19 protein-coding genes and 5 pseudogenes are annotated in these 22,543 nt (G+C 72.4%); 17 read left to right on the forward strand and 7 right to left on the reverse strand.

The genetic code is table 11. The features are described from left to right. The first annotated feature begins 141 nt into the window (after window positions 1-141). The 9 genes and pseudogenes from QUE40_RS03590 to QUE40_RS03620 all read left to right on the forward strand — a co-directional run bounded on the left by QUE40_RS03590 (window position 142) and on the right by QUE40_RS03620 (window position 10,010). Window positions 142-585, forward strand: a complete 444-nt coding sequence (locus tag QUE40_RS03590; RefSeq protein WP_289232346.1) for a (deoxy)nucleoside triphosphate pyrophosphohydrolase — start codon at window positions 142-144, stop codon at window positions 583-585. Window positions 586-598: 13 nt separating this feature from the next. After that, a pseudogene (typA, locus tag QUE40_RS03595) lies at window positions 599-2,493 on the forward strand (translational GTPase TypA). A 37-nt stretch (window positions 2,494-2,530) separates the two neighbouring features. Further along, a complete protein-coding gene (locus QUE40_RS03600; protein WP_289232347.1) occupies window positions 2,531-3,304 on the forward strand; it encodes a PIG-L family deacetylase in 774 nt (257 codons plus the stop codon). A gap of 112 nt (window positions 3,305-3,416) precedes the next feature. Then, the gene (locus QUE40_RS03605; protein ID WP_289232348.1) at window positions 3,417-5,666 is read left to right on the forward strand and encodes a VanW family protein; all 2,250 of its coding nucleotides are present in this window, start codon (window positions 3,417-3,419) and stop codon (window positions 5,664-5,666) included. 405 nt (window positions 5,667-6,071) lie between these two features. Further along, window positions 6,072-7,261: pseudogene (locus QUE40_RS18845) on the forward strand (FAD-binding oxidoreductase); the annotation flags it as partial. A 117-nt stretch (window positions 7,262-7,378) separates the two neighbouring features. Then, entirely contained in the window at window positions 7,379-8,392 is a 1,014-nt protein-coding gene (locus QUE40_RS18850; RefSeq protein WP_350227127.1) for a (Fe-S)-binding protein, read from the forward strand. After that, the gene (locus QUE40_RS18855; RefSeq protein ID WP_350227063.1) at window positions 8,392-8,676 is read left to right on the forward strand and encodes a hypothetical protein; all 285 of its coding nucleotides are present in this window, start codon (window positions 8,392-8,394) and stop codon (window positions 8,674-8,676) included. Before QUE40_RS18850 ends, QUE40_RS18855 begins: the two co-directional genes overlap by 1 nt. A 218-nt stretch (window positions 8,677-8,894) precedes the next feature. Further along, a complete protein-coding gene (locus QUE40_RS03615) occupies window positions 8,895-9,623 on the forward strand; it encodes a Type 1 glutamine amidotransferase-like domain-containing protein (protein ID WP_289232349.1) in 729 nt (242 codons plus the stop codon). Window positions 9,624-9,695: 72 nt separating this feature from the next. Continuing rightward, window positions 9,696-10,010: a helix-turn-helix domain-containing protein gene (locus QUE40_RS03620; protein WP_289232350.1), complete on the forward strand. Its 315-nt coding sequence runs from the start codon at window positions 9,696-9,698 to the stop codon at window positions 10,008-10,010. Here QUE40_RS03620 and QUE40_RS03625 read toward each other — a convergent pair. The 4 genes from QUE40_RS03625 to QUE40_RS18860 all read right to left on the reverse strand — a co-directional run bounded on the left by QUE40_RS03625 (window position 9,986) and on the right by QUE40_RS18860 (window position 13,084). Further along, complete coding sequence (locus tag QUE40_RS03625; protein WP_289232351.1) at window positions 9,986-10,618, reverse strand: ClpP family protease; 633 nt, start codon at window positions 10,616-10,618, stop codon at window positions 9,986-9,988. The two genes, QUE40_RS03620 and QUE40_RS03625, sit on opposite strands and share 25 nt — an antisense overlap. After that, window positions 10,615-11,199, reverse strand: a complete 585-nt coding sequence (locus QUE40_RS03630; protein ID WP_289232352.1) for a ClpP family protease — start codon at window positions 11,197-11,199, stop codon at window positions 10,615-10,617. Before QUE40_RS03630 ends, QUE40_RS03625 begins: the two co-directional genes overlap by 4 nt. A gap of 210 nt (window positions 11,200-11,409) precedes the next feature. Next, complete coding sequence (locus QUE40_RS03635) at window positions 11,410-11,787, reverse strand: hypothetical protein (protein ID WP_289232353.1); 378 nt, start codon at window positions 11,785-11,787, stop codon at window positions 11,410-11,412. Between the two features lie 238 nt (window positions 11,788-12,025). Next, on the reverse strand, window positions 12,026-13,084 hold the full coding sequence (locus tag QUE40_RS18860) for a GNAT family N-acetyltransferase (protein WP_350227064.1): 1,059 nt from the start codon (window positions 13,082-13,084) through the stop codon (window positions 12,026-12,028). A gap of 76 nt (window positions 13,085-13,160) precedes the next feature. Here QUE40_RS18860 and fdxA point away from each other — a divergent pair, with 76 nt between their 5' ends. The 3 genes from fdxA (at window position 13,161) to QUE40_RS03660 (ending at window position 16,058) form a co-directional block, all read left to right on the forward strand. Continuing rightward, the gene (fdxA, locus tag QUE40_RS03650) at window positions 13,161-13,487 is read left to right on the forward strand and encodes a ferredoxin (protein WP_142004459.1); all 327 of its coding nucleotides are present in this window, start codon (window positions 13,161-13,163) and stop codon (window positions 13,485-13,487) included. A 45-nt stretch (window positions 13,488-13,532) separates the two neighbouring features. Next, window positions 13,533-14,642 carry a succinyldiaminopimelate transaminase gene (dapC, locus tag QUE40_RS03655; RefSeq protein WP_289232354.1) on the forward strand — a complete coding sequence of 370 codons (1,110 nt, stop codon included), beginning with the start codon at window positions 13,533-13,535 and terminating at the stop codon, window positions 14,640-14,642. A 123-nt stretch (window positions 14,643-14,765) separates the two neighbouring features. Further along, window positions 14,766-16,058 carry a citrate synthase gene (locus QUE40_RS03660; RefSeq protein WP_142004461.1) on the forward strand — a complete coding sequence of 431 codons (1,293 nt, stop codon included), beginning with the start codon at window positions 14,766-14,768 and terminating at the stop codon, window positions 16,056-16,058. Between the two features lie 120 nt (window positions 16,059-16,178). Here the strand turns inward: QUE40_RS03660 and QUE40_RS03665 are convergent, their stop codons facing one another. The 3 genes and pseudogenes from QUE40_RS03665 to dapD all read right to left on the reverse strand — a co-directional run bounded on the left by QUE40_RS03665 (window position 16,179) and on the right by dapD (window position 19,145). Further along, complete coding sequence (locus QUE40_RS03665) at window positions 16,179-17,144, reverse strand: esterase/lipase family protein (RefSeq protein ID WP_142004462.1); 966 nt, start codon at window positions 17,142-17,144, stop codon at window positions 16,179-16,181. Window positions 17,145-17,253: 109 nt separating this feature from the next. After that, window positions 17,254-18,198: a hypothetical protein gene (locus QUE40_RS03670; RefSeq protein ID WP_289232355.1), complete on the reverse strand. Its 945-nt coding sequence runs from the start codon at window positions 18,196-18,198 to the stop codon at window positions 17,254-17,256. A gap of 15 nt (window positions 18,199-18,213) precedes the next feature. Further along, a pseudogene (gene dapD / locus QUE40_RS03675) lies at window positions 18,214-19,145 on the reverse strand (2,3,4,5-tetrahydropyridine-2,6-dicarboxylate N-succinyltransferase). Between the two features lie 81 nt (window positions 19,146-19,226). On the opposite strand from dapD, the gene dapE reads away from it, so the two are divergent. From dapE to QUE40_RS03700, 5 genes and pseudogenes are all read left to right on the forward strand, one after another. Then, window positions 19,227-20,309, forward strand: coding sequence for a succinyl-diaminopimelate desuccinylase (dapE, locus tag QUE40_RS03680; protein ID WP_289232356.1), 1,083 nt, complete (start codon window positions 19,227-19,229; stop codon window positions 20,307-20,309). A 50-nt stretch (window positions 20,310-20,359) separates the two neighbouring features. Continuing rightward, a pseudogene (locus QUE40_RS03685) lies at window positions 20,360-21,078 on the forward strand (LOG family protein). Between the two features lie 155 nt (window positions 21,079-21,233). Continuing rightward, entirely contained in the window at window positions 21,234-21,575 is a 342-nt protein-coding gene (locus QUE40_RS03690; protein ID WP_289232357.1) for a DivIVA domain-containing protein, read from the forward strand. Between the two features lie 246 nt (window positions 21,576-21,821). After that, window positions 21,822-22,019 carry a hypothetical protein gene (locus QUE40_RS03695; RefSeq protein ID WP_289232358.1) on the forward strand — a complete coding sequence of 66 codons (198 nt, stop codon included), beginning with the start codon at window positions 21,822-21,824 and terminating at the stop codon, window positions 22,017-22,019. Beyond that, a pseudogene (locus QUE40_RS03700) lies at window positions 22,016-22,537 on the forward strand (DNA-3-methyladenine glycosylase I); the annotation flags it as partial. The gene QUE40_RS03695 and the pseudogene QUE40_RS03700, both read left to right, overlap by 4 nt. Between the last annotated feature and the right edge of the window lie 6 nt (window positions 22,538-22,543).

Here is a 22,543-nt window from a genome sequence, read left to right on the forward strand (position 1 = left end):
GGCTCCAGGCCGTGCGGGCACGCCTGAGGCACGTGATCGAAGTGGTGTGACCCTACCCACACGGCCAGGTTCGCGCGGGGCAGTTGCGCAGGCCCGTGTCCGAGTCGAGACCTCCCGCGAACGCCTCGATACGCTCGCCCGGTGGCGCGGCGACTGGTGGTGGGGGCGGCGCTGGTCGACGACCTGGTTCGCCCCACGGTGCTGCTCGCCGCGCGGCGCACCGAACCCTCGCGCCTGGCCGGCGGGTGGGAGCTGCCGGGCGGCAAGGTCGAGCCCGGCGAGACGCTCGAGGCCGCGCTGCACCGGGAGATCGCCGAGGAGCTCGGGGTGCAGGTCGAGCTCGGCGACGTCGTCCCGGGACCGCTCACCGGTGAGCAGGTGAGCGGCCTGTGGCCGCTGGGGGAGGCGTACGCCATGCACGTGCGCTGGGCGCGCACGACCCGCGGCGAGGCGCGGCCTCTGGAGGACCACGACCAGCTGCGCTGGCTGACCAAGAACGACCTGTACGACGTCGCCTGGCTGCGCGACGACCTGCCGGTCGTGCGCACGCTCGAGTCGCGATTCGGAGCAACGCGCCCGGCCTGAGACACTGACCGTCGTGCCAACTCAGACCCGCAGCGACGTGCGCAACGTCGCGATCGTCGCCCATGTCGACCACGGCAAGACCACCCTCGTGGACAAGATGCTCTGGCAGACCGGGGCGTTCGGCGAACGCGACACCGTCGAGACCACCGGTGAGCGGGTGATGGACTCAGGCGACCTGGAGCGGGAGAAGGGCATCACGATCCTCGCCAAGAACACCGCGATCCACTACACGGGTCCGGCGGCGCAGGACTCCGGCATCACCATCAACATCATCGACACCCCCGGCCACGCCGACTTCGGCGGCGAGGTCGAGCGCGGCCTGTCGATGGTCGACGGCGTGGTGCTGCTGGTCGACGCCTCGGAGGGCCGCTGCCGCAGACCCGGTTCGTGCTGCGCAAGGCGCTCGCCGCGCGCATGCCGGTCATCCTGTGCATCAACAAGGTCGACCGTCCCGACTCGCGCATCGAGGAGGTCGAGGACGAGACGTACGAGCTGTTCATGGACCTGCTCGACGACGCCGAGGGGCACGCCGACCAGCTCGACTTCCCGGTGGTCTACGCCTCGGCCAAGGCCGGCGTCGCCTCGACCGTGCGTCCCGCGAACGGCGAGCTGCCCGAGGGCGACGACCTGGAGCCGCTCTTCCGGACGATCGTCGAGACCATCCCGGCGCCGGCGTACGACGACGCGAAGCCGCTGCAGGCACACGTCACCAACCTCGACTCCTCCAACTTCCTCGGGCGCCTGGCGCTGCTGCGGGTGCACAACGGCCAGATCCGCAAGGGGCAGCAGGTCACCTGGTGCCGCGCCGACGGCAGCCAGCAGAAGGTGAAGATCACCGAGCTGCTGATGACCAACGGTCTGGAGCGCGAGCCCGCCGAGCAGGCCGGGCCGGGCGACATCATCGCCGTCGCGGGCATCCCCGACATCACCATCGGCGAGACGCTGGCCGACCCCGACAACCCCGAGCCGCTGCCGCTGATCACGGTCGACGAGCCGGCCATCTCGATGACGATCGGCACCAACACCTCCCCGCTGGCGGGCAAGGTGCGCGGCTCCAAGGTCACCGCGCGGCTGGTGAAGGAGCGGCTCGACCGCGAGCTGATCGGCAACGTGTCGCTGCGCGTGCTGCCGACCGAGCGCCCCGACGCCTGGGAGGTGCAGGGCCGCGGCGAGCTGGCGCTCGCGATCCTCGTGGAGCAGATGCGGCGCGAGGGATACGAGCTGACCGTCGGCAAGCCGCAGGTGGTCACCCGCGAGGTCGACGGCAAGGTGCACGAGCCGGTCGAGCACCTCACGATCGACACCCCCGAGGAGCACCTCGGCACGATCACCCAGCTGATGGCCGCCCGCAAGGGGCGCATGGAGCAGATGACCAACCACGGCACCGGCTGGATCCGGATGGAGTTCAAGGTGCCCTCGCGCGGGCTCATCGGCTTCCGCACCCAGTTCCTCACCGACACCCGCGGCACCGGCATCGCCCACCACGTGTTCGACGGCTACGAGCCGTGGCACGGCGAGATCAAGACCCGGCAGTCGGGCTCGCTGGTCGCCGACCGCACGGGCGTGGCGACGACGTACGCCATGTTCAACCTGCAGGAGCGCGGCACGATGTTCGTCGAGCCGACGACCGAGGTCTACGAGGGCATGATCGTCGGCGAGAACTCCCGCGCCGACGACATGGACGTCAACATCACCAAGGAGAAGAAGCTCACCAACGTGCGCTCCTCCACGGCCGACGTGCTCGAGCGGCTGATCCCGCCGAAGCACCTGTCGCTCGAGGAGTCGCTGGAGTTCTGCCGCGAGGACGAGTGCGTCGAGGTGACGCCCGAGGCCGTGCGCATCCGCAAGGTGCAGCTGAACGCCAACGACCGTGCCAAGGCGGCCTCCCGCGCCCGGCGCGACGGCTGAGGATTTTTCGCGAGGAGGCGCAATCCCTTTGCGGTGGTTGCTGATTCACGCACACCCCGACGACGAGACGCTGTGGACCGGGGTCGCTGCCGCGCACCTTCTGGAGCGCGGCGACGAGGTGCACGTGCTCACGATGACCCTCGGCGAGGAGGGCGAGGTCATCCCTGCCGACCTGCGTCACCTCGAGCTGCCGGCCGGGCAGCCGCGTGCCGCCGACGCGCCCGACCCGCTCGCGGACGTACGCCGGGGTGAGCTCGACGGGGCCATGCGGGCGCTGGGCGTGACCTCCTGGGCCGTGCTCGGCGACGAGCCGGGGGAGCCGCGGGTGCGCGACTCCGGCATGGTCGGGACGCCGTCGGCCGAGCATCCACGGGCGTTCGTCGGGGCCCCGCCGGAGCAGGTCGCGCCGGCCGTGGCCGAGCGGGTGCGCCGTCTCGCGCCCGACGCCGTGCTGACCTACGACCGCACCGGCGGCTACGGCCACCCCGACCACGTGCGCACCCACGAGGTGACGCTCGCGGCGCTGCGGCTGCTGGACGACCCGCCCGCGCTGTACGCCCGGGTCACCCCCGAGTCGTGGTGGCAGCAGGACCTCGCGCGGGTCGGTGACCTGCTCACCCCCGAGCGGCGCGACGCCTGGCGGGTCGGCGCGCCCGCCGACGACCACACCGCGCGGCTGTCGGTCGTGCCCGACGAGCAGGTGACCCACGTCGTCGCCGACGCCGCGGCCGTGCCGCGGCAGGTGGCCGCGCTGACCCAGCACCGCACCCAGGTGCGGTTGCTGGGGAGCCGGCGCAGGCGTACGCGCTGAGCAACGACATCGCCCTGCTGCTCACCGGCCGGGAGGCCTATCAGCAGCTGGACGTCGCGACCGGTGAGCCGCTCGCGGCGGGCGGTGACCCGCGTCCGCTGGGAGGGCAGGCATGACCGACGACGTCGACCCCGACTTCTACCGCCGGGCCGTCTCGCGGTTCGCCTCCGGCGTCACCGCCGTGACCACGGTCGCCGACGGGCAGGACTACGCCATGACGGCCAACGCGATCGCCTCGGTCTCGCTCGACCCGGTGCTCATGCTGGTCTCGGTCGAGCAGGAGGCGCGCTTCCACGACGCCATCCTCGAGGCGGGGGTCTTCGGCATCAGCGTGCTCGCGGCCGACCAGCGCCCGACGGCGGCCTGGCTGGCCACCCGCGGGCGCCCGCTGCACGGGCAGCTCGACCGCGTGCCGCACCACCGCGGCGAGGCGACGGGGGTGGCGCTGCTGGACGACGCGCTCGCGACGTTCGAGCTCGCCACGACCGCCGTGCACCCCGCTGGTGACCACTCCATCGTCGTCGGGCACGTACGCTCGGTGCAGGCGAGCGAGCGGCCGGGGAGGCCCTGCTCTACTACCGCGGACGATTTGGAGCAGCGAAGTGACCCACGGCGACCCGGGCGGGCCCGACGTGCCCCGCACGCGCGCGACCGCGCGACCGACGGACGAGCAGCCGGGGGCCGCTCGGTCTGGAGCAGCATCTGGCTCCGGCTGGGGCTCACCGCGCTGGTGCTGGTCGGCGCCTACCTCGCCCTCGCGCTCTGGCAGGGCGACCGCATCGCGTCCGGCACCCAGGTCGCCGGGGTCGACGTGGGCGGCCTGAGCCAGGACGACGCCCGCGCCAAGCTCACGAGCGAGGCCTCGACCCTCGCCACCCGCCCGGTCACCGTCGAGGTCGGCGACGAGCGGGTGCAGGTCGTCCCGCGCGACGCCGGCCTGGCCATCGACGTGCCGGGCTCGCTCGCGGGGCTCGGTGAGCGCAGCCTCAACCCCGCCGACGTGCTCGGCAAGCTCACCGGCGGCAGCGAGCGCGACGCCGAGGTCACGGTCGACCGCACCAAGCTGGGCGACGCCCTCTCGGCGGCCGCGGGCACCGTGCTGGAGTCGGCCCCCAAGGACGGCAGCGTCTCGATCGAGGGCGGCAACGTCTCGGTCGTGCGCTCGACCCCCGGTCAGGGCATCGACGCCGAGGCGGTGGCCGAGGAGATCGCGTCGGGCTGGCCGGCCAAGACGCAGTTCTCCGCGCCCGTCGCGTCGCGGCAGCCGCGGCTGACCAACGCCGAGATCGACCGGTTCGTGCGCGACGTCGCGACCCCCGCGACCAGCGGTGCGGTCACCGTCAAGGTCGACGACACCAGCGCCGAGCTCTCGCCGCGCCAGCTCGCGACGGTCACGACGATCAAGCAGAGCGGCGGCAAGCTCGCCGCCACCGTCGACGGGGCCGAGGCCGCCGACCTGCTGCTGGAGCAGAAGCCCGACCTCACCGTGCCGGCGCGCAACGCCAAGGCCACCATCACCGACGGCAAGCCGCAGGTCACCCCCGCGCAGGACGGCAAGAAGCTCGACGAGGCCAAGCTCGGCCCGGCGGTGCTCAAGGCGATGACCTCCAGCGACAGCCGCACCGTGAACGCCCCGGTCGTCGTCGAGAAGCCGCAGGTCACGACCGACGACCTCAAGGGCATCGACCTCACCAGCCAGATCAGCGAGTTCCGCTCGAAGTTCCCCAACACCCCGAGCAACAAGGTGCGCACCCAGAACATGCGGGTCGCCCTCGCCGCGATGAACGGCACCGTGGTCGGGGTCGGGCAGCAGTTCAGCCTGATCCAGACGCTCGGCGGCGAGCTCACCCCCGACAAGGGGTACGGCGCGGCGCCCACCATCCAGGGCGGCAAGGAGCGCGCGGCCCAGGGCGGCGGCGTCTCCCAGGTGTCGACCGCGCTCTACAACGCGGCGTTCTTCGCCGGCGTCCAGCTCGACGAGCACAAGGCCCACTCGTTCTGGATCGAGCGCTACCCCGCCGGTCGCGAGGCGACCCTGTGGGTCCCGAAGATCGACAACAAGTGGACCAACGACACCGACAAGCCGATCGTCGTCCAGAGCTTCATCGAGGGTGACGAGGTGGTCATCCGCTTCCTCGGCCAGCGCAAGTACACCGTCGAGACCTCCTCGAGCGAGAAGTACAACATCCGCCAGCCCAAGACCGTCCGCGACGACGACCCGGGCTGCCTGCCGGTGCCCACCAACATCGGGTTCGACATCGACGTGACCCGGGTGCTCAAGCAGGGCGACAAGGTCGTACGCACCGAGAAGGAGACGACCAAGTACGCCGCCGCCGACCGCGTCATCTGTACGAACACCTGATGGGTTCAGCTCCTCCTCCGGGAGCCGCTTGCTGCGCTGCGTTTGCGGATTGTTCTGTCCCGGCTCCTCCTCCGGGAACCGCTTGCTGCGCTGCGCGGCTCCCGGCATCGTCGCCGAGAGGCCCGGCATCGTCGCCGAACCGCCGGACCGTCAAGATGGGGCGATGACCACCGAGCTCGTGTCGCGGTTGCGCGCCGCCGGGGTGCGCGACGTGCTCGACGACAGCACGAACCGCGCGGCCTACTCCTCCGACGCCTCGCTCTACCGCCTGGTGCCGAGCGCCGTCGTGCGACCCCGCGACCGTGACGAGGTGCTGGCGACGCTCGCCGTGTGCCGCGAGCTGGGCGTGCCCGTCACCGCGCGCGGCGGGGGACCTCCATCGCCGGCAACGCGGTCGGGACCGGCGTGGTCTTCGACTTCAGCCGGCACCTCGGGAACGTGCTGTCGGTCGACCGCGAGGCGGCGCGCGCGGTCGTGCAGCCCGGCACGGTGCACGCGACCCTGCAGAAGCAGGCGCTCGCGAACGGGCTGCGCTACGGCCCCGACCCGTCCTCGCACTCGCGCTGCACGATCGGCGGGATGATCGGCAACGACGCCTGCGGCAACCGGGCGCTCGGCTACGGCAAGACCTCCGACAACCTGCTCGGCCTCGAGCTGGTCACCGCCGGCGGCGAGGTGCTGCGCGTGCGGCACGGCGACGAGCGGGCGCAGGTGCTGGCCGGGTCGCCGCTGCTGAGCGGCCTGGACGAGATCGTCGGCCGGCACCTGAGCACCATCCGCACCGAGCTCGGCCGGTTCAACCGGCAGGTCTCCGGCTACGCCGCGCAGCGGCTGCTGCCCGAGCAGGGGTTCGACGTGACCCGGCTGATGGCCGGCAGCGAGGGGACGCTCGGCATCGTCACCGAGGCCGAGGTCGCCCTGGTCACCGAGCCGGAGCACCGGATCCTGGCCGTGCTCGGCTATCCGGACATCTCGACGGCCGGGGCCGCCGCCGTCGCCCAGCTGGAGTTCGGCCCGGTCGCGGTCGAGGGCATCGACCGGCGCATCGTCGAGATCCTCACCGCGCGCCGTGGCCCGCAGGCCGTGCCCGACCTGCCGCTCGGCGACGGCTGGCTGCTCGTCGAGCTCGCCGGAGACGACCGGGCCGAGGTCGTCGCGCGCGCCGAGGCGCTGTGCGCGGCGTCGGGCGCCGTGGAGGCCAAGGTCGTCACCGACCCCGCCGAGGCCGCGATGATCTGGCGGGTGCGCGAGGACGGCGCCGGTCTGTCCGGCCGCAGCCCGCGCGACCGGCCGGCGCACGCCGGGTGGGAGGACGCCGCGGTGCCGCCCGAGCGGCTCGGCGACTACCTGCGCGACTTCGACGAGCTGCTCCTGCAGCACGACCTGACGGGGCTGCCCTACGGTCACTTCGGCGACGGCTGCCTGCACATCCGCATCGACTTCCCCTCGAGAAGCCAGGCGGCACAGAGGGATTCGGCGACTTCCTCAACGACTCCGCCGAGCTGGTCGCCTCCTACGGCGGGTCGCTGTCGGGGGAGCACGGCGACGGCCGCGCGCGCAGCGGGCTGCTCGACCGGATGTACTCCGCCGACGCACTCGGGCTGTTCGCCGAGATCAAGCGGCACTTCGACCCCGACAACCTGCTCAACCCGGGCGTGCTGGTCGAGCCCGCCACACCCACCGCCGACCTGCGCGTCCCGCAGGCGCGGCCGGTGCGCGAGAAGCTGGTGCTGGCGTACGTGCACGACGGGGGTGACTTCAGCCAGGCGGTGCACCGGTGCACGGGCGTCGGGCGCTGCCGCGCCGACAGCACCGGTTCGGGCGGCGTGATGTGCCCGAGCTATCTGGCCACGGGGGAGGAGAAGGACTCCACCCGCGGCCGGGCCCGCGTGCTGCAGGAGATGGTGAACGGCACTGTCGTCAAAGGGTTCTCGGCTCCCGAGGTGCACGACGCGCTCGACCTGTGCCTGTCCTGCAAGGGGTGCCTGTCGGACTGCCCGACCGGCATCGACATGGCGAGCTACAAGTCCGAGGTGCTGCACCAGACGTACAAGAAGCGGGTGCGGCCGCGCGCGCACTACGTGCTCGGGCAGCTGCCGCGCTGGGTCCGGCTGGGCAGCCGGATGCCCAGGGTCGTCAACGCGATGTTCGGGGTGGGGGAGCGGTTCGCCCAGGCCAAGAAGCTGGCCGGGGTGGACCCTCGGCGCAGCATCCCGCCGCTCGCGACGGAGACCTTCCGGTCGTGGGCGACGGCGAACGGCGTTGGTGTCTTTGCGAACTCGGCCGATCCCATCGACGGTCGGGAGCCGGTGCTGCTGATCGTCGACACCTTCTCCGACCACTTCTCTCCCGACCTGGCGAAGGCCGCCGTGCGGGTGCTGTGGCAGGCTGGTTACGAGCCGCTGATCACCGAGCGGTCCGGCTGCTGCGGCCTGACCTGGATCTCCACCGGGCAGCTCGACGCCGCGCGCAAGATCCTCGGCAGCCACCTCGACGACCTGCTCGGCGCCGCCCGGCTCGGGCTGAAGCTCGTGGGCCTGGAGCCGTCGTGCACCGCCGTGCTGCGCTCCGACAGCCTCGAGCTGACGCCGGGCGAGACCGCGGAAACCGTTGCGGTGCAGGTGCGCACGCTCGCCGAGCTGCTGCGCGACACCCCGGCTGGGAGCCGCCGCAGCTCGACGGGTTGCGCGTCGTCGCGCAGCCGCACTGCCACCACCACGCCGTGATGTCGTGGTCCGCCGACGCCGAGCTGCTGCGCCGAGCCGGCGCGGACGTACGGCGGTTGGGCGGGTGCTGCGGGCTCGCCGGCAACTTCGGCGTCGAGCTGGGCCACCACGACGTGTCGGTCAAGGTCGCCGAGCACCAGCTGCTGCCCGCGCTGCGCGACGAGCCCGACGCGGTGCTGCTCGCCGACGGCTTCTCCTGCCGCACGCAGGCGGCCGACCTGCTCGACCGCCGCGGCGTCCACCTCGCCCAGCTCCTGGACCCCGAGGCCACGGTGGTCGAGTAGCCGCCCCACGGTGGTCGAGTAGCTGCGCGAGGGACGAGCGCGGCGTATCGAGACCCCGCACCCCACGGTGGTCGAGTAGCTGCGCGAGGGACGAGCGCGGCGTATCGAGACCCCTCACCCCGGGGTGGTCGAGTAGCTGCGCGAGGGACGAGCGCGGCGTATCGAGACCCCGCCGTTATCCGGAGGCGCCGCCGGCCGAGGCTCGATACCGTCACGCCGTGACCACCGAGCAGCCGACCATCCTGGCCACGTCCGGGGGCATCCGTCCCGGCGACCGAACCCGTTGGGAGTTCAGCGAGCTCACCGATCTGGCGGTCGACCTCGCGGGCATCAGCGGACGCGCGCCGAAGGTGTGCTTCCTCGGCACCGCCGGTGGCGACGACTCGGCGTACGTCTCCTTCTTCTACGAGGCGGCGGTCGCGGCCGGCTTCGCGCCGAGCCACGTGGCGGTGCTCTCGATGCCGAACGTCGCCGACATCACCGAGCACCTGCTCGCCCAGGACGTGGTGTGGGTCGGCGGCGGCAGCGTCGCCGGGCTGCTCGCGCTGTGGCGCCTGCACGGTGTCGACCAGGCGATGCGCGCGGCGTGGGAGGCCGGAGTCGTCCTGACCGGCGTCTCGGCCGGGTCGATCTGCTGGCACGTCGGCGGCACCACCGACTCCTTCGGGCCGGACCTGCGCGTGGTGTCCGACGGCCTGGCGCTGCTGCCGTTCTCCAACGGCGTGCACTACGACTCCGAGGAGCAGCGCCGCCCGAAGTTCCAGGCCGCGATCGCCTCCGGTGAGCTGCCGGCGGGCTACGCCACCGACGACGGCGTCGGTCTGCTCTATCGCGGCACCGAGCTGGTGGAAGCGGTCAGCGAGAGCGACGGCAAGGGCGCCTACGAGGTCCGCCGCGGCGAGGACGGCCTGGCGGTCGAGACGCCGCTGGACGTACGCCGCCTCTGAGGCCCGCCGCTGCCGATCTGCCCACAGCAGAATCGCGAGCCCGGACGGGCGCGCGCGACGTACCGTCGAGGCATGACCCGGTTGTGGCGCGAGATCCTGGGCGAGACCATCCGCGAGGAGCGGCTGTGTCGCGGGCTGCGGCTGGTCGACGTCGCCGCGGCAGCAGGCATCTCGCCGCAGTATCTCTCGGAGGTCGAGCGGGGCCGCAAGGAGCCGTCCTCGGAGATGGTCGAGGCGGTGGCGGGGGCGCTGCTGCTCAGTGCGGTCGACCTGATCCGCCTGGCGGCCGGCACCGTCGAGGTCGTTCGGGACCTCGCCGCCCGCACCGAGGTGGCGCCTGCGCAACGCGTGGAGGCCCCGGGTCAGGTGCTCGCGCTCGTGGCTTGAGCGACGAGGTTCGCTGCCGTCGCCCTCGGCTGCATGACGTAGTCCACCAGCCCGTACGCCTTCGCCGCCTCCGCGTCCAGCACGGCATCGCGGTCGGAGTCCAGGCGCACCTGCTCGGGCGCCCGGCCGGTGTGCAGCGCCAGCACCTCCTCGAGCTGGCGCCGCAGCCGCAGGATCTCGTCCGCCTCCACGATGAGGTCCTGGATCGCGCCGCGGCTGCCGCCCTTGGGCTGTTGCAGCATGACGCGTGAGTGCCGCAGGATCGCCCGCTGGCCGGGCGCGCCGCCGGCGAGCAGCGCCACCGCGGCCCCGCACGCCTCGCCCACGCACGTCGTGCCGACCGGCGCGCGCAGGAACTGCATGGTGTCGTAGATCGCCAGCGCCGCGTTCATCTCGCCGCCGGGGGAGTTGACGTAGAGGTTGATCGGCCGGTCCGGCTCGTCGGCCTCCAGGTGCAGCAGCTGCCCGATGATCGCGTTGGCGACGCCCTCGTCGATCGGTGTGCCGACGTACACGATCCGCTCGCGCAGCAGGTGCGTGAACAGGTCGACGACGCGCTCGCCGCGGCTGTCGCGGGAGACCACGTTGGGAATGAGGTAGGAGCTCACGCCGCCGCCCCCACCTGGTCGAAGTCGGAGACGACGTGGTCGAGGAAGCCGTACGCCTTCGCCGCCTCCGCGCTGAACCACCGGTCTCGTTTGGCGTCGTCGAAGACCTTCTCGAACGGCTGCCCGGTGCGCGCGGCGGTGATCCGCATGACCTGGTCGATAAGCTCGCGCAGGTCCTCGGCCTGCAGCTCGATGTCGGCGGCCGAACCGCCGAATCCGGCCGACCCCTGGTGCAGCAGCACGCGCGAGTGCGGGAGGGCGTACCGGTGCCCGGGATCGCCTGCGGTCAGTAGGAACTGGCCGGCGCTCGCCGCCATCCCGAGGGCGAGCGTCGACACCGTGCACGGCACGGCGTCCATGGCGTCGGCGATCGCCAGCATCGCCGGCACGGAGCCGCCGGGGGAGTTGATCCAGAGCTGGACACCCTTGCGCGGGTCGCTCTTGGCGAGCACCCACAGCTGGCTGATCAGCTGGGTGCCGCCATGGTCGTCGAGCTCGCCGTCGAGCAGCAGGATGCGGTGGAAGAACAGCTCGTCCTGGATCCGCTTCTCCAGCGGTGCGTACGTCGTCGTGTCGGTCATGCGCCCAGCGTCGGCGAGTCCCGCGGCCGGGTGAAGAGCGCGCTGCCGTCGGCGGATCTGCCTGGGGCAGAACGGGGTTCGTCTGCTGGTCGAGCTGGGGGGACTGCGCGAAGCGTTCGGACGCGCTCGCACAGGGGCGGGCGTAGGCCGATCCTTCTTGCCGGATCCGGTTGAACCGTTCGTCCGGTCTTGGGGGTCGCGCCCCGAGAGTCAGGCGTGGCCGCCGCGGACCTGCCGGTACGCCTGTGTCGCCAGCACCAGTCCGGTCACCGACAGCGGCACGCCGACCGCACGCTCCGCAGGGGAGCGGGACAGGGCGTTGGCGGGAATCCCTATGGCGCAGTAGGCCGCTGCGCCCGCAAGCGTCCGGCGCCGGACGGTCTGGCCGCCGAGCCGCCCAGTCGCGGCAGCAGCGACAGCCAGCGCGGCGGGCGCCGCTGCGGCGCTGGTTGCTCGAAGCGTCGGAGGCAGCACCCCGGAGTGCCGGCCACCCCACGCGGCCGAGCCCCACGGCGCCCCGCCCGCCAGAGCAGCCTGAAAGGCGGCGACGCCTGCCGCCCACGCCGCGAACCCCCGGTCCCACCGCATGCGGTCCACGCTAGGCCGCGCAGGCGTACGCCTGGGGCCGATATCGGGGGAAATGACAGCTGCCGGTGGCGTACGCGTGTCACGAAGGCCGATGTCGGGGGATATGACAGCTGCCGGTGACGTACGCGTGTCACGAAGGCCGATGTCGGGGGATATGACAGCTGCCGGTGGCGTACGCGTGTCACGAGGGCCGATGTCGGGGGATATGGCAGCTGCCGGGTCTCGATACGCGGCTCGGCTAGCGCCTCGCCGCTACTCGACCGGCTTGGGGCGCTGCTCGACCGGCTTGGGGCGCGGGGTGGGCGTAGACGTAGTCGTGGTGCACGGTGAACCCGAGCGACCGGTACAGCGCGACGCCGGGCTCGTTGTCGGCCGTGACCTGCAGGTACAGCGAGCCCGCGTCGGCGCGCTGCGCCTCGCGCACCAGCGCCGCCAGCACGCGCCGCGCCAGACCCTGCCGCCGCAGACGCTCCTGCACGTGCACCGCGAAGACGCCCGCCCACCCGGGCGAGACCGCCAGCCGTCCGACGGCGTCGGGCACCTCAGCGGCACCGAGCGTGACGTGGCGACCGTCGCGCACCTGGCCGAGCATCGCGGTCAGCGTCGTCTCGTGCTGCTGCTCGCGCGGTGTGGCGCCGCTGATCCACCGCGCGTCGACCGCCTCGGCCACCCGCGCCGTCGGGTCGTCCGGCACCTGCGCCAGCGCCAGCGCGACGTCGTCGGTCGCGGCCGTCATCACGAGCGTCCGCGGCATGGTCTGCCACCCGCGCGCGAGCACCGCGGCGCCCAGCGGATCCTCCGCAACCTCGAAGCCGACCGGCCCGAAAACCTGCACCAGTGCTGGCTGTTCGCGGTCGGCGTACCACTGCTCGACCTGATCCAGAGCCGCCTCGACGTCCAGCCCGGGGTCGCCGAGCGGCAGCGCGCTGTTGCCCCGCCCGGTGTAACCGTCGGCGGCCCGCAGCAGCCACCGGCCGAGCCACTGCGACTCCAGCGGCGGCATCCCGCCGACCATCAGCTCCTGCAGGTCGGTCGCCGAGATCGCCCGGTGCGGCCGGCCGCGCCGGCTCGGCGGAGGCGGCACCCGCTTGGCGGCGACCACGGCCGCCCGCGGGACGCGCACGTCACCCCGCCGAGTGCGTACGACCGCCGTCGACTCGTCCAGCCCGACCAGGTCGCCAAGTGCATCGGTGAGCGATCCGTCCGCATCGCGGAACCGCAGGACGACGCGGTCGCCCACGCTGACGCGGGACTCGGCGGGAGTGAGGCAAGGCTCACTGCGCGGGTCCGGGGTCACCTCGGCATACTAGGTACTGCTCGTGCACAGCACCCGGCTCGGACCGGTGCGCACCGTTTGCCAGGAGGATCCTTCCGTGACCTATGTCATCGCTCAGCCGTGCGTCGACCTCAAGGACAAGGCCTGCATCGAGGAATGCCCGGTCGACTGCATCTACGAAGGCAAGCGGTCGCTGTACATCCACCCTGACGAGTGCGTCGACTGCGGCGCCTGCGAGCCGGTCTGCCCCGTCGAGGCGATCTACTACGAGGACGACACCCCCGAGGAGTGGGCCGACTACTACAAGGCCAACGTCGAGTTCTTCGACGACCTCGGCAGCCCCGGCGGTGCGGCCAAGCTCGGCATGATCGACAAGGACCACCCGATCATCGAGGCGCTGCCTCCGCAGGAGCACGACGAGTGAGTCCGTCGGGCCGCCACCACCGGCTGACCCGGCGTTCGTGATCGCGTGACGCTCCAGCTCCCCGACTTCCCGTGGGACAGCCTGGCCGCGGCGAAGGCCCGCGCCCAGGCGCACCCCGACGGCATCGTCGACCTGTCGGTCGGCACGCCCGTCGACCCGACGCCGCCGCTGCTGCAGGACGCGCTGCGCGCCGCCGCCGACGCCCCCGGCTACCCCCAGACGTGGGGCACCCCCGCGCTGCGCGAGGCGGTCAGCGGCTGGTTCGCGCGGCGCCGCGGCGCGAACGGCGTCGACCCCGACGGGGTGCTGCCCACGGTGGGCTCCAAGGAGCTTGTCGCGTGGCTGCCCACGCTGCTCGGGCTCGGCCCGGGCGACCAGGTGGCCTTCCCCGCGGTGGCCTACCCGACGTACGACGTCGGCGCCCGCATCGCGCGCGCCGAGCCGCGCCCGATGACCAGCCTCGTCGGGCTCGGCCCGGGCGCGGCGCCGAAGCTGCTGTGGCTCAACACGCCCAGCAACCCCACCGGCCAGGTGCTCGGCGTCGAGCACCTCAAGAAGGTCGTCGACTGGGCGCGCGAGCGCGGCGTCGTCGTCGCGAGCGACGAGTGCTACGCCGAGCTCGACTGGCGCGACGACGCCGACGGGCCGACGACCCCGAGCGTCCTGGACGACCGCGTCACCGGCGGCGACCACCGCGGCCTGCTCGCGGTCTACTCCCTGTCCAAGCAGTCCAACCTGGCCGGCTACCGCGCGGCGTTCCTCGCCGGCGACCCCGCCCTGGTCGGCCAGCTGCTCGAGGTGCGCAAGCACGCCGGGATGATCGTGCCGTGGCCGGTGCAGCGGGTCCTTGAGACCGCGGTCGGCGACGACCAGCACGTGGCTGCCCAGAAGACGACGTACGCCCGTCTCCGCTCGGTCCTGCTCGCCGCCCTGCGCGAGAGCGGCTGGCGAATCGACCACAGCGAGGCCGGGCTCTACCTGTGGGCGACCCGCGGCGAGCCCGCCCGGGCCACGGTCGACGCCCTCGCCGAGCAGGGGATCCTCGTCGCGCCGGGCGACTTCTACGGGCCGACCGGAGCCCAGCACGTGCGCATCGCGCTCACCGCCACCGACGAGCGGATCGAGGCCGCGGCGCAGCGGTTGCGCTCGGCTTGACGCTCGGTCAAAACCGACCGTTCTGGGCCGACCGGGGCCCTCGCTGCAGGCGGTTGACCCTGGGGTAACGTCGGCCTCGCTGACTTCCCGGCGCCAGCCGGGCTGGAGAGGAACGGACTGCACATGACTACCGAAGGCGCCGCCACGCTGAAGGCGGGCGACCGAGAGCTGGAGCTGGCCCTCCAGCCCGCGACCGAGGGCAACTCCGGCTACGACATCTCCGCGTTGCTGAAGGAGACCGGCAACACCACGCTGGACGTTGGCTTCGTCAACACCGCGTCGTGCCAGTCGGCGATCACCTACATCGACGGCGACGCCGGCATCCTGCGCTACCGCGGCTATCCCATCGACCAGCTCGCCAAGGAGTCCACCTTCCTGGAGGTCTCCTACCTGCTGATCTACGGCGAGCTCCCCACCCAGCAGCAGCTCGAGGAGTTCACCGCCCGGGTGAGCCGCCACACGATGCTGCAGGAGGACCTGAAGGACCTGCTCGCGGCGTTCCCGCGCGACGCGCACCCCATGTCGGTGCTGTCGGCGGCGGTCTCGGCGCTCGGCACCTTCTACCCCGACGCCCTGTCGATCACCGACGAGGAGCAGATCGACCAGTCGTCGGTGCGCCTCATGGCCAAGCTGCCGACCATCGCGGCCTACGCCCACAAGAAGAGCCAGGGTCAGCCGACGCTCTACCCCGACAACCGCCTCGACCTGGTGAGCAACTTCCTGCGGATGACCTTCGGGGTCCCCGCGGAGGAGTACGACGTCGACCCGGTCGTCTCCAAGGCGCTCGACCAGCTGTTCATCCTGCACGCCGACCACGAGCAGAACTGCTCCACCTCGACGGTGCGCCTGGTCGGCTCGGGCCACGCCAACCTGTTCGCCTCGATCAGCGCCGGCATCCACGCGCTGTCCGGCCCGCTGCACGGCGGCGCCAACTCGGCGGTGCTCGCGATGCTCGACGAGATCGACGGCAGCGACGACGACGTCGACACCTTCATGAAGCGGGTGAAGAACAAGGAGGCCGGCGTCAAGCTGATGGGCTTCGGCCACCGGGTCTACAAGAACTACGACCCGCGCGCCGCCATCGTGAAGGAGACCGCTCACGAGGTGCTCCAGAAGATGGGCGTCAACGACCCGCAGCTCGACATCGCGATGCGGCTCGAGGAGATCGCGCTCAAGGACGACTACTTCGTCGAGCGCAAGCTCTACCCGAACGTCGACTTCTACACCGGCCTGATCTACAAGGCCATGGGCTTCCCCACCGACATGTTCACGGTGCTGTTCGCCATCGGCCGCCTCCCGGGCTGGATCGCCCAGTGGCGCGAGATGATGAACGACCCGGCCACCAAGATCGGGCGCCCGCGCCAGGTCTACATCGGTGAGACCGAGCGCGCGTACGTCGGCATGAACCAGCGCTGACCCCGCGCCGCCCGGCATCGTCGACGGCGGCACACAACGTACGACGGCGGACCACGTATGACGTGGTCCGCCGTCGTCGTATCTGTCCGCCGTCGTGGCCGGAGGGCTGAGTGCCGGGGCCTACGCGAACGGGATCGGCGCGTAGCCGCGGCAGGCCGGACGGAACGACTTGGGGCCGTCGGCCAGGGCGTTCATCGTCAGCTGCAGCGTCGGGTCGTCCAGGTAGATCAGCGCGTGGCCGGTGAAGTCGCCCGGGCAGCGCTCCTGCAGCAGCACGTTGTTGACGTCGTCACCCTCCAGCGCCTGGGTCTGGTACGGCGTGACGACCTTGTCGTACTTGGTCATCACGACCGTGTAGCTGGGGCCGGTCGGCACCCGGTTGCCGTCGGCCCACAGCTCGCGCGTGTAGTCGCTGGAGTAGGTCTGGTCGATCGCGCCGGGGAACTGGCCGAACTCCGACAGCCCGGTCACGAAGCCCATCGCGTTGAACGTGTTGCCGAGGGTGACGATGCCGTTGAGGTCGGTGCCGTGCGAGCTGGGCGCCCAGCCGACGTAGTGGTCGACCTGCGAGGCGCCGCCCATCTTCTTCATCCACCACATCGGCACGGAGCCGCCCTGGGAGTGGCCGACGATGTCGACCTTGGCCGAGCCGGTCGAGGTGCGCACCCGCTGCACGAACGAGGCGAGCTGGTTGGCCGAGTCCTTGATGTGGCCGAGGCCGCCGACGCGGCCGAACGACGCCGCGGTCATGCCGTAGTTCAGGGCGTAGACGCAGTAGCCGGCGTTCTTCAGGCGCGGCGCGATCTTCACGAAGCTGGAGCCCATGTTGGTGAACGTGCCCGGGACCAGGATCACCGGGTTGGGCTTGTCGGCGCTGGGCTTGCAGGTCCAGTCGTTGGCGCCGCGGACGTAGCCGGGAGCGGCGGCGTAGTTGGCCAGCGACTCGGCGAGGCCACCCTCGGGGAGCGGGGCGGCCTGGGCCGGGCTGGCCGAGGCGATGCCGATGCCGACGGCGGCCAGGGAGGCGCCCGCACCGAGGGTCAGGGCGCGCAGGCGGGAACGGGTGGGGGTCTGACGGTGCAGCATGACGTGCTCCATGCGGGTCGGGGGAACTGCCGATCCACCGGAGGTTACTGTGACGTAGGTCACGACGGGGGTTTGCGAGCCCGCCGTTCCGCAGGGTGAGCGGCGGGGATCAGCCCAGCCGGATGCGTACGTCCGTCGCGCCGACCGGGTCGCGCGCCGGCTGCCAGGACCACCCGGCGCGCCCGCGCTGGCGCACCCACTCGCGGTCGCCGACGGTCACCCGGGTGATGCCCTCGGCCTGGGCGTGCGCGACGGCCCAGGTGCCGAGCGTGCGCGCGGTGGTGACGTCGCCGCCGTCCGCGCTCACCGTCGCGCCGTCCGCCTGGGCGCGCACGCCCGTCTGCTCGCGCAGCTTGGTGACGACCTGCGCCGCGCTGCTGCTCTCGGTCGGCGGGTCCAGCCGGCACCCGACCGCGCCCGGCGCGGCCCCGGAGAGGGCGTCGGTCATGACGCGCCCCTCGGTCTCGTGGTCGGCGTAGGCGTCGGGGAAGCCGCTGCGCTGGACCTCCTGGGCCACCTGGGTCAGCGGGCGGGTCTGCCAGCCGTCGACCTGCACGAGGTGGCGGTAGAACTCGCCGCTGGCGTACACCGGGTCGGCGACCTGCTCCAGCGTGCCCCACCCCTGGCTCGGGCGCTGCTGGAAGAGTCCGACCGAGTCGCGGTCGCCGTAGGCGAGGTTGCGCAGCTTCGACTCCTGGATCGCCGTCGTCACCGCGACGTTCGCGGCGTAGCGCGGCAGGTCCCGCAGGGTCGTGCCGACCGTCACGATCGTCGCCGCGTTGGCGGTCTGCTCGGGCGTCAGCTTCTCCTCGCTCTCACCCGAGCGCAGGAGGCAGCTCTCGTTGCCGAAGTAGTTGCTGAGGTACTGATAGGCCTGCCACCCGCCGAAGCCGAGCGCGGCCACGAGCACGAGCGGCAGCAGGCAGCCGACGAGCCGCACACCCCGGCCGCGCGGCTGGTGCTCCTCGAACGTGAATCCGTCGTCGTGCCAAGCATTCTCGTCGTCGGCGAACAGGGGTTCGTCGTGCTCCTCGGCACGACGACGGCGGGGCAACGCAGGTGCTCCGCGTCAGTCGTTGGCGTGCAGGGCATCGTTGAGCGCGATGCCGTGCCCCTTGCGGGTGCGGGCCTCGACGACGCCGGTGGTGGAGTTGCGGATGAACAGCACCCCGTCGCGGCCGGACAGCTCCTTGGCCTTGACGACCGAGCCGTCCTCCAGCGTGACCTTGGTGCCGGCCGTGACGTAGAGCCCGGCCTCGACCACGCAGTCGTCGCCGAGCGCGATGCCGACGCCCGCCTGCGCGCCGACGAGGCAGCGCCGGCCGATCGACACCCGCTCGGTGCCGCCCCCGGACAGCGTGCCCATGATCGAGGCGCCGCCGCCGATGTCGGAGCCGTCGCCCACGACGACCCCCTGCACGATGCGCCCCTCGACCATCGAGGTGCCGAGGGTGCCGGCGTTGAAGTTGCAGAAGCCCTCGTGCATCACCGTGGTGCCGGCGGCCAGGTGGGCCCCGAGGCGCACCCGGTCGGCGTCGGCGATGCGCACCCCGCTCGGCACGACGTAGTCGGTCATCCGCGGGAACTTGTCGACGCCGAAGACCTGCACCGGTCCTCGGCGCGCAGCCGCAGCCGGGTCTGCTCGAACCCCTCGACCGCGCACGGGCCGACGTTGGTCCAGACCACGTTGCTCAGCACGCCGAACAGCCCGTCGAGGTTGATCGTGTTGGGCTCGACCAGGCGGTGCGACAGCAGGTGCAGCCGCAGGTAGGCGTCGGGCACGTCGGCCGGCGCGGCGTCGAGGTCGATGACCGTGGTGACGACGGACGTACGCACTCCCCGGGCGGGGTAGGCCTGGGCCAGCTTCTCCAGCTCGGCCGGCGCGGCCGCGCCGTCGGGCACCTCCCCGAGGGCGGGCGTCGGGAACCAGGTGTCGAGGAGCTGGCCGGCGTCGGTCTCGGTGGTGAGGCCGTGGCCCCAGGCGGTGCGCTGATCCGTCATGGCGCCCAGGGTAGGGCGCGCGCCGGCGACGCCCCGGGGTGGTTCGCGAGGTGAGCCACCGCCGTGCGCGAGGATGGCCGCATGCCGACCCCGCACCTCGACCTGAGCGCCGACGTGGTCACGCTGACCGCGGCGGTGTGCGACATCCCCTCGGTCAGCCGCGACGAGCAGGCGCTCGCCGACGCCGTCGAGACCGCGCTGCGCGCCGTGCCGCACCTGGAGGTGCTGCGCGACGGCAACGCGGTCGTGGCGCGCACCGACCTCGGCCGCGACGAGCGGGTGCTGCTCGCCGGCCACCTCGACACGGTGCCGCTCACCGACCCGCCCAACCTGCCCGTGCGCCGGGTGGACGGGCTGCTCTACGGCCGCGGCACCACCGACATGAAGGGCGGGGTCGCCGTGCAGCTGGCCCTCGCGGCGACGCTCGCCGAGCCCAACCGCGACGTGACCTACGTCTTCTACGACTGCGAGGAGATCGAGGACGAGTCCAACGGCCTCGGACGCCTGGCGCGCACCCACCCCGACTGGCTCGCGGCCGACTTCGCGGTGCTGCTCGAGCCGACCGACGGCGGGGTCGAGGGCGGCTGCAAGGGCACCCTGCGGGTCGACGTCACCACCAAGGGCATCGCCGCGCACTCGGCCCGGCCGTGGAACGGGCACAACGCGATCCACGACGCGGGCGAGATCCTGACCCGGCTGTCGGCGTACGAGCCCGAGACCGTCACCGTCGACGGGCTGGACTACCACGAGGCGCTCAACGCCGTCGGCATCAGCGGCGGGATCGCGGGCAACGTGATCCCCGACGTGTGCCGGGTGTCGGTGAACTACCGCTTCGCGCCGACCAAGAACGCCGAGGAGGCGCTGGCCCACGTGCGCGGCGTCTTCAGCGGCTTCGACGTCACCCTCGGCGACAGCGCCGACGGGGCGCTGCCCGGGCTCGACCGGCCCGCCGCGCAGGCCTTCGTCGCGGCGCTCGGGCTGCCGGTCACCGCCAAGCAGGGCTGGACCGACGTCGCCCGGTTCAGCGCCCTCGAGGTGCCCGCGGTCAACTTCGGCCCGGGCGACCCCAACCTCGCCCACACCGACGACGAGCGCTGCCCCGAGCAGCAGATCACCGATGCCGAGGCCGCGCTGCGGCGCTGGCTGGAAGGAGCCGGAGCGTGACCGACCAGACCCGACCCACCGGGGGCGAGGACTACTTCAAGGGCGCGACGATGCTGCGCGGCCGCAACGTCCCCCAGACGACGACCGACCAGCGGCTGCTCGACCGCTCCGACTCGGCCGAGTGGGTGCACACCGACCCGTGGCGGGTGCTGCGCATCCAGAGCGAGTTCGTCGAGGGCTTCGGCGCGCTCGCCGAGCTGGGCCCCGCGATCAGCGTGTTCGGCTCGGCCCGCACCAAGCCGGGCAGCGCCCACTACGAGCTCGCCACCGAGGTCGGCCGGCTGCTCGTCGAGGCCGGCTACGCCGTCATCACCGGCGGCGGCCCCGGCACCATGGAGGCCGCCAACAAGGGCGCCAGCGAGGCCGGGGAGTCAGCGTCGGGCTCGGCATCGAGCTGCCCTTCGAGACCGGGCTGAACCCCTACGTCAACCTCGGCATCAACTTCCGATACTTCTTCGCGCGCAAGACGATGTTCGTGAAGTACGCCGAGGGATTCGTCGTGCTGCCAGGCGGATTCGGCACTCTCGACGAGCTGTTCGAGGCCGTCACCCTGGTGCAGACCCGCAAGGTCACCCAGTTCCCGCTGGTGCTGCTCGGCAGCGACTTCTGGGCGCCGATGCTCGACTGGGTGCGCGGCACGCTGCTCGCCGAGGGCATGATCGGCGAGCGCGACCTCGACATGCTGCAGGTGCTCGACGACCCGGCCGAGGCCGTCCGCGCCGTCGTCGGTGACCAGCCCGTCCAGGGCACCGGCCGCGAACCTGACTGAGTCTTTCTGGCTCAGCTCCTCCTCCGGCAGACGTTTGCTGCGCTGCGCGTCTGCCGGCATCGTCGCCGAGCCGCGCCGACCCTTACGAGCCCGGCTCGCCGCCGACGTACGACCGTGGCGGCGCGTCGCGCGGGCGGGTGGCTTATCGTCGGGGCGTGATCGCCCTCCTGCTCGCGCTGCTCGTGGTGGTCGTCGGCCTCGCGGTGGCCATCGCCATCGGACGCATCCCCGTGACCGGGATGGACGACGCCCCGAGCACCAGTCCGTTCGACCCGCTGCCCGAGGGCCAGGTCACCGACGATGACCTGCAGCGGCTCCGCTTCGACCAGACGCTGCGCGGCTACCGGATGAGCCAGGTCGACGCGACGCTGGACCGGCTGCGTGACGAGCTGCGCGACAAGGACCGCGAGATCGCGCGGCTGCGCGGCGACGTCGACACCTACGCCGAGCGCGACTACGCAGAGCGCGACGCCGACGCCTACTCCGAAGACACCTGAGCCCGTGGCGCCCGTCCGAGTCGTCCGCGAGGTCGAGGCCGACGTCCAGCGGCTGTGGCAGGTCGTCACCGACTGGCCGCGCCACGGTGACATCGTCCCGCTGACCGAGGTCGTCTCCGACGGCTCCCAGGTCGTCGGCATCACCGGCCTCGGGCCGCTGCGCTTCCGCGACCCGATGGCGCTGCGCGACATGGTGCCCCCGAGGGTGACCGGCCCGGCTCCGTCCGCCTCGAGAAGCAGGGTGCGGTGCTCGGCGGCTGGGCCGAGATCGAGGTCAGCGCGCTCGGCCCCGGCCGCAGCCGGCTGGTCTTCACCGAGGAGATCTGGCCGCGCCCCGACGCCGTCGGCAAGCGGCTCGGCGCCGTCGCGACCCCGCTCACCCGGCTGTTCGTCCGGCTGCTCGTCGACGGGCTCGTGCGCGGCGCGCAGGACCCGCCCCGATGACCCCTGAGGCACCGACCCCCGACGGGCTCGTCGCGGGGCCCGACGGCCGCCTGCGCTGCGCGTGGGCCGGCAGCGCCCCCGACTACCTCGACTACCACGACCACGAGTGGGGCCGCGAGGTCCGCGGCGAGACCCCGCTGTACGAGCGGCTCACCCTCGAGGCGTTCCAGTCCGGTCTGGCGTGGATCACCATCCTGCGCAAGCGTCCGGCCTTCCGCGCGGCGTTCGCCGGGTTCGACCCCGAGGTCGTCGCCCGGTTCGGTGACGACGACGTCACCCGGCTGATGGCCGACGCGGGCATCGTGCGCAACGCCCGCAAGGTGCAGGCCGCGATCACCAACGCGCGCGCCGTGCTGCGGCTGCGCGACCAGGGCGGCCTCGACGAGCTGTTCTGGTCGCACCGGCCGACGGACCACCGCCGGCCCCGCACGCCCGCGGACGTCCCGGCGAGCACGCCCGAGTCGGTGGCGCTCGCCACGGCGCTGAAGAAGTCCGGCTTCGCGCACGTCGGACCGACGACGATG

It is taken from the genome of Barrientosiimonas endolithica (assembly GCF_030296655.1).
GTDB lineage: Bacteria > Actinomycetota > Actinomycetes > Actinomycetales > Dermatophilaceae > Barrientosiimonas > Barrientosiimonas humi.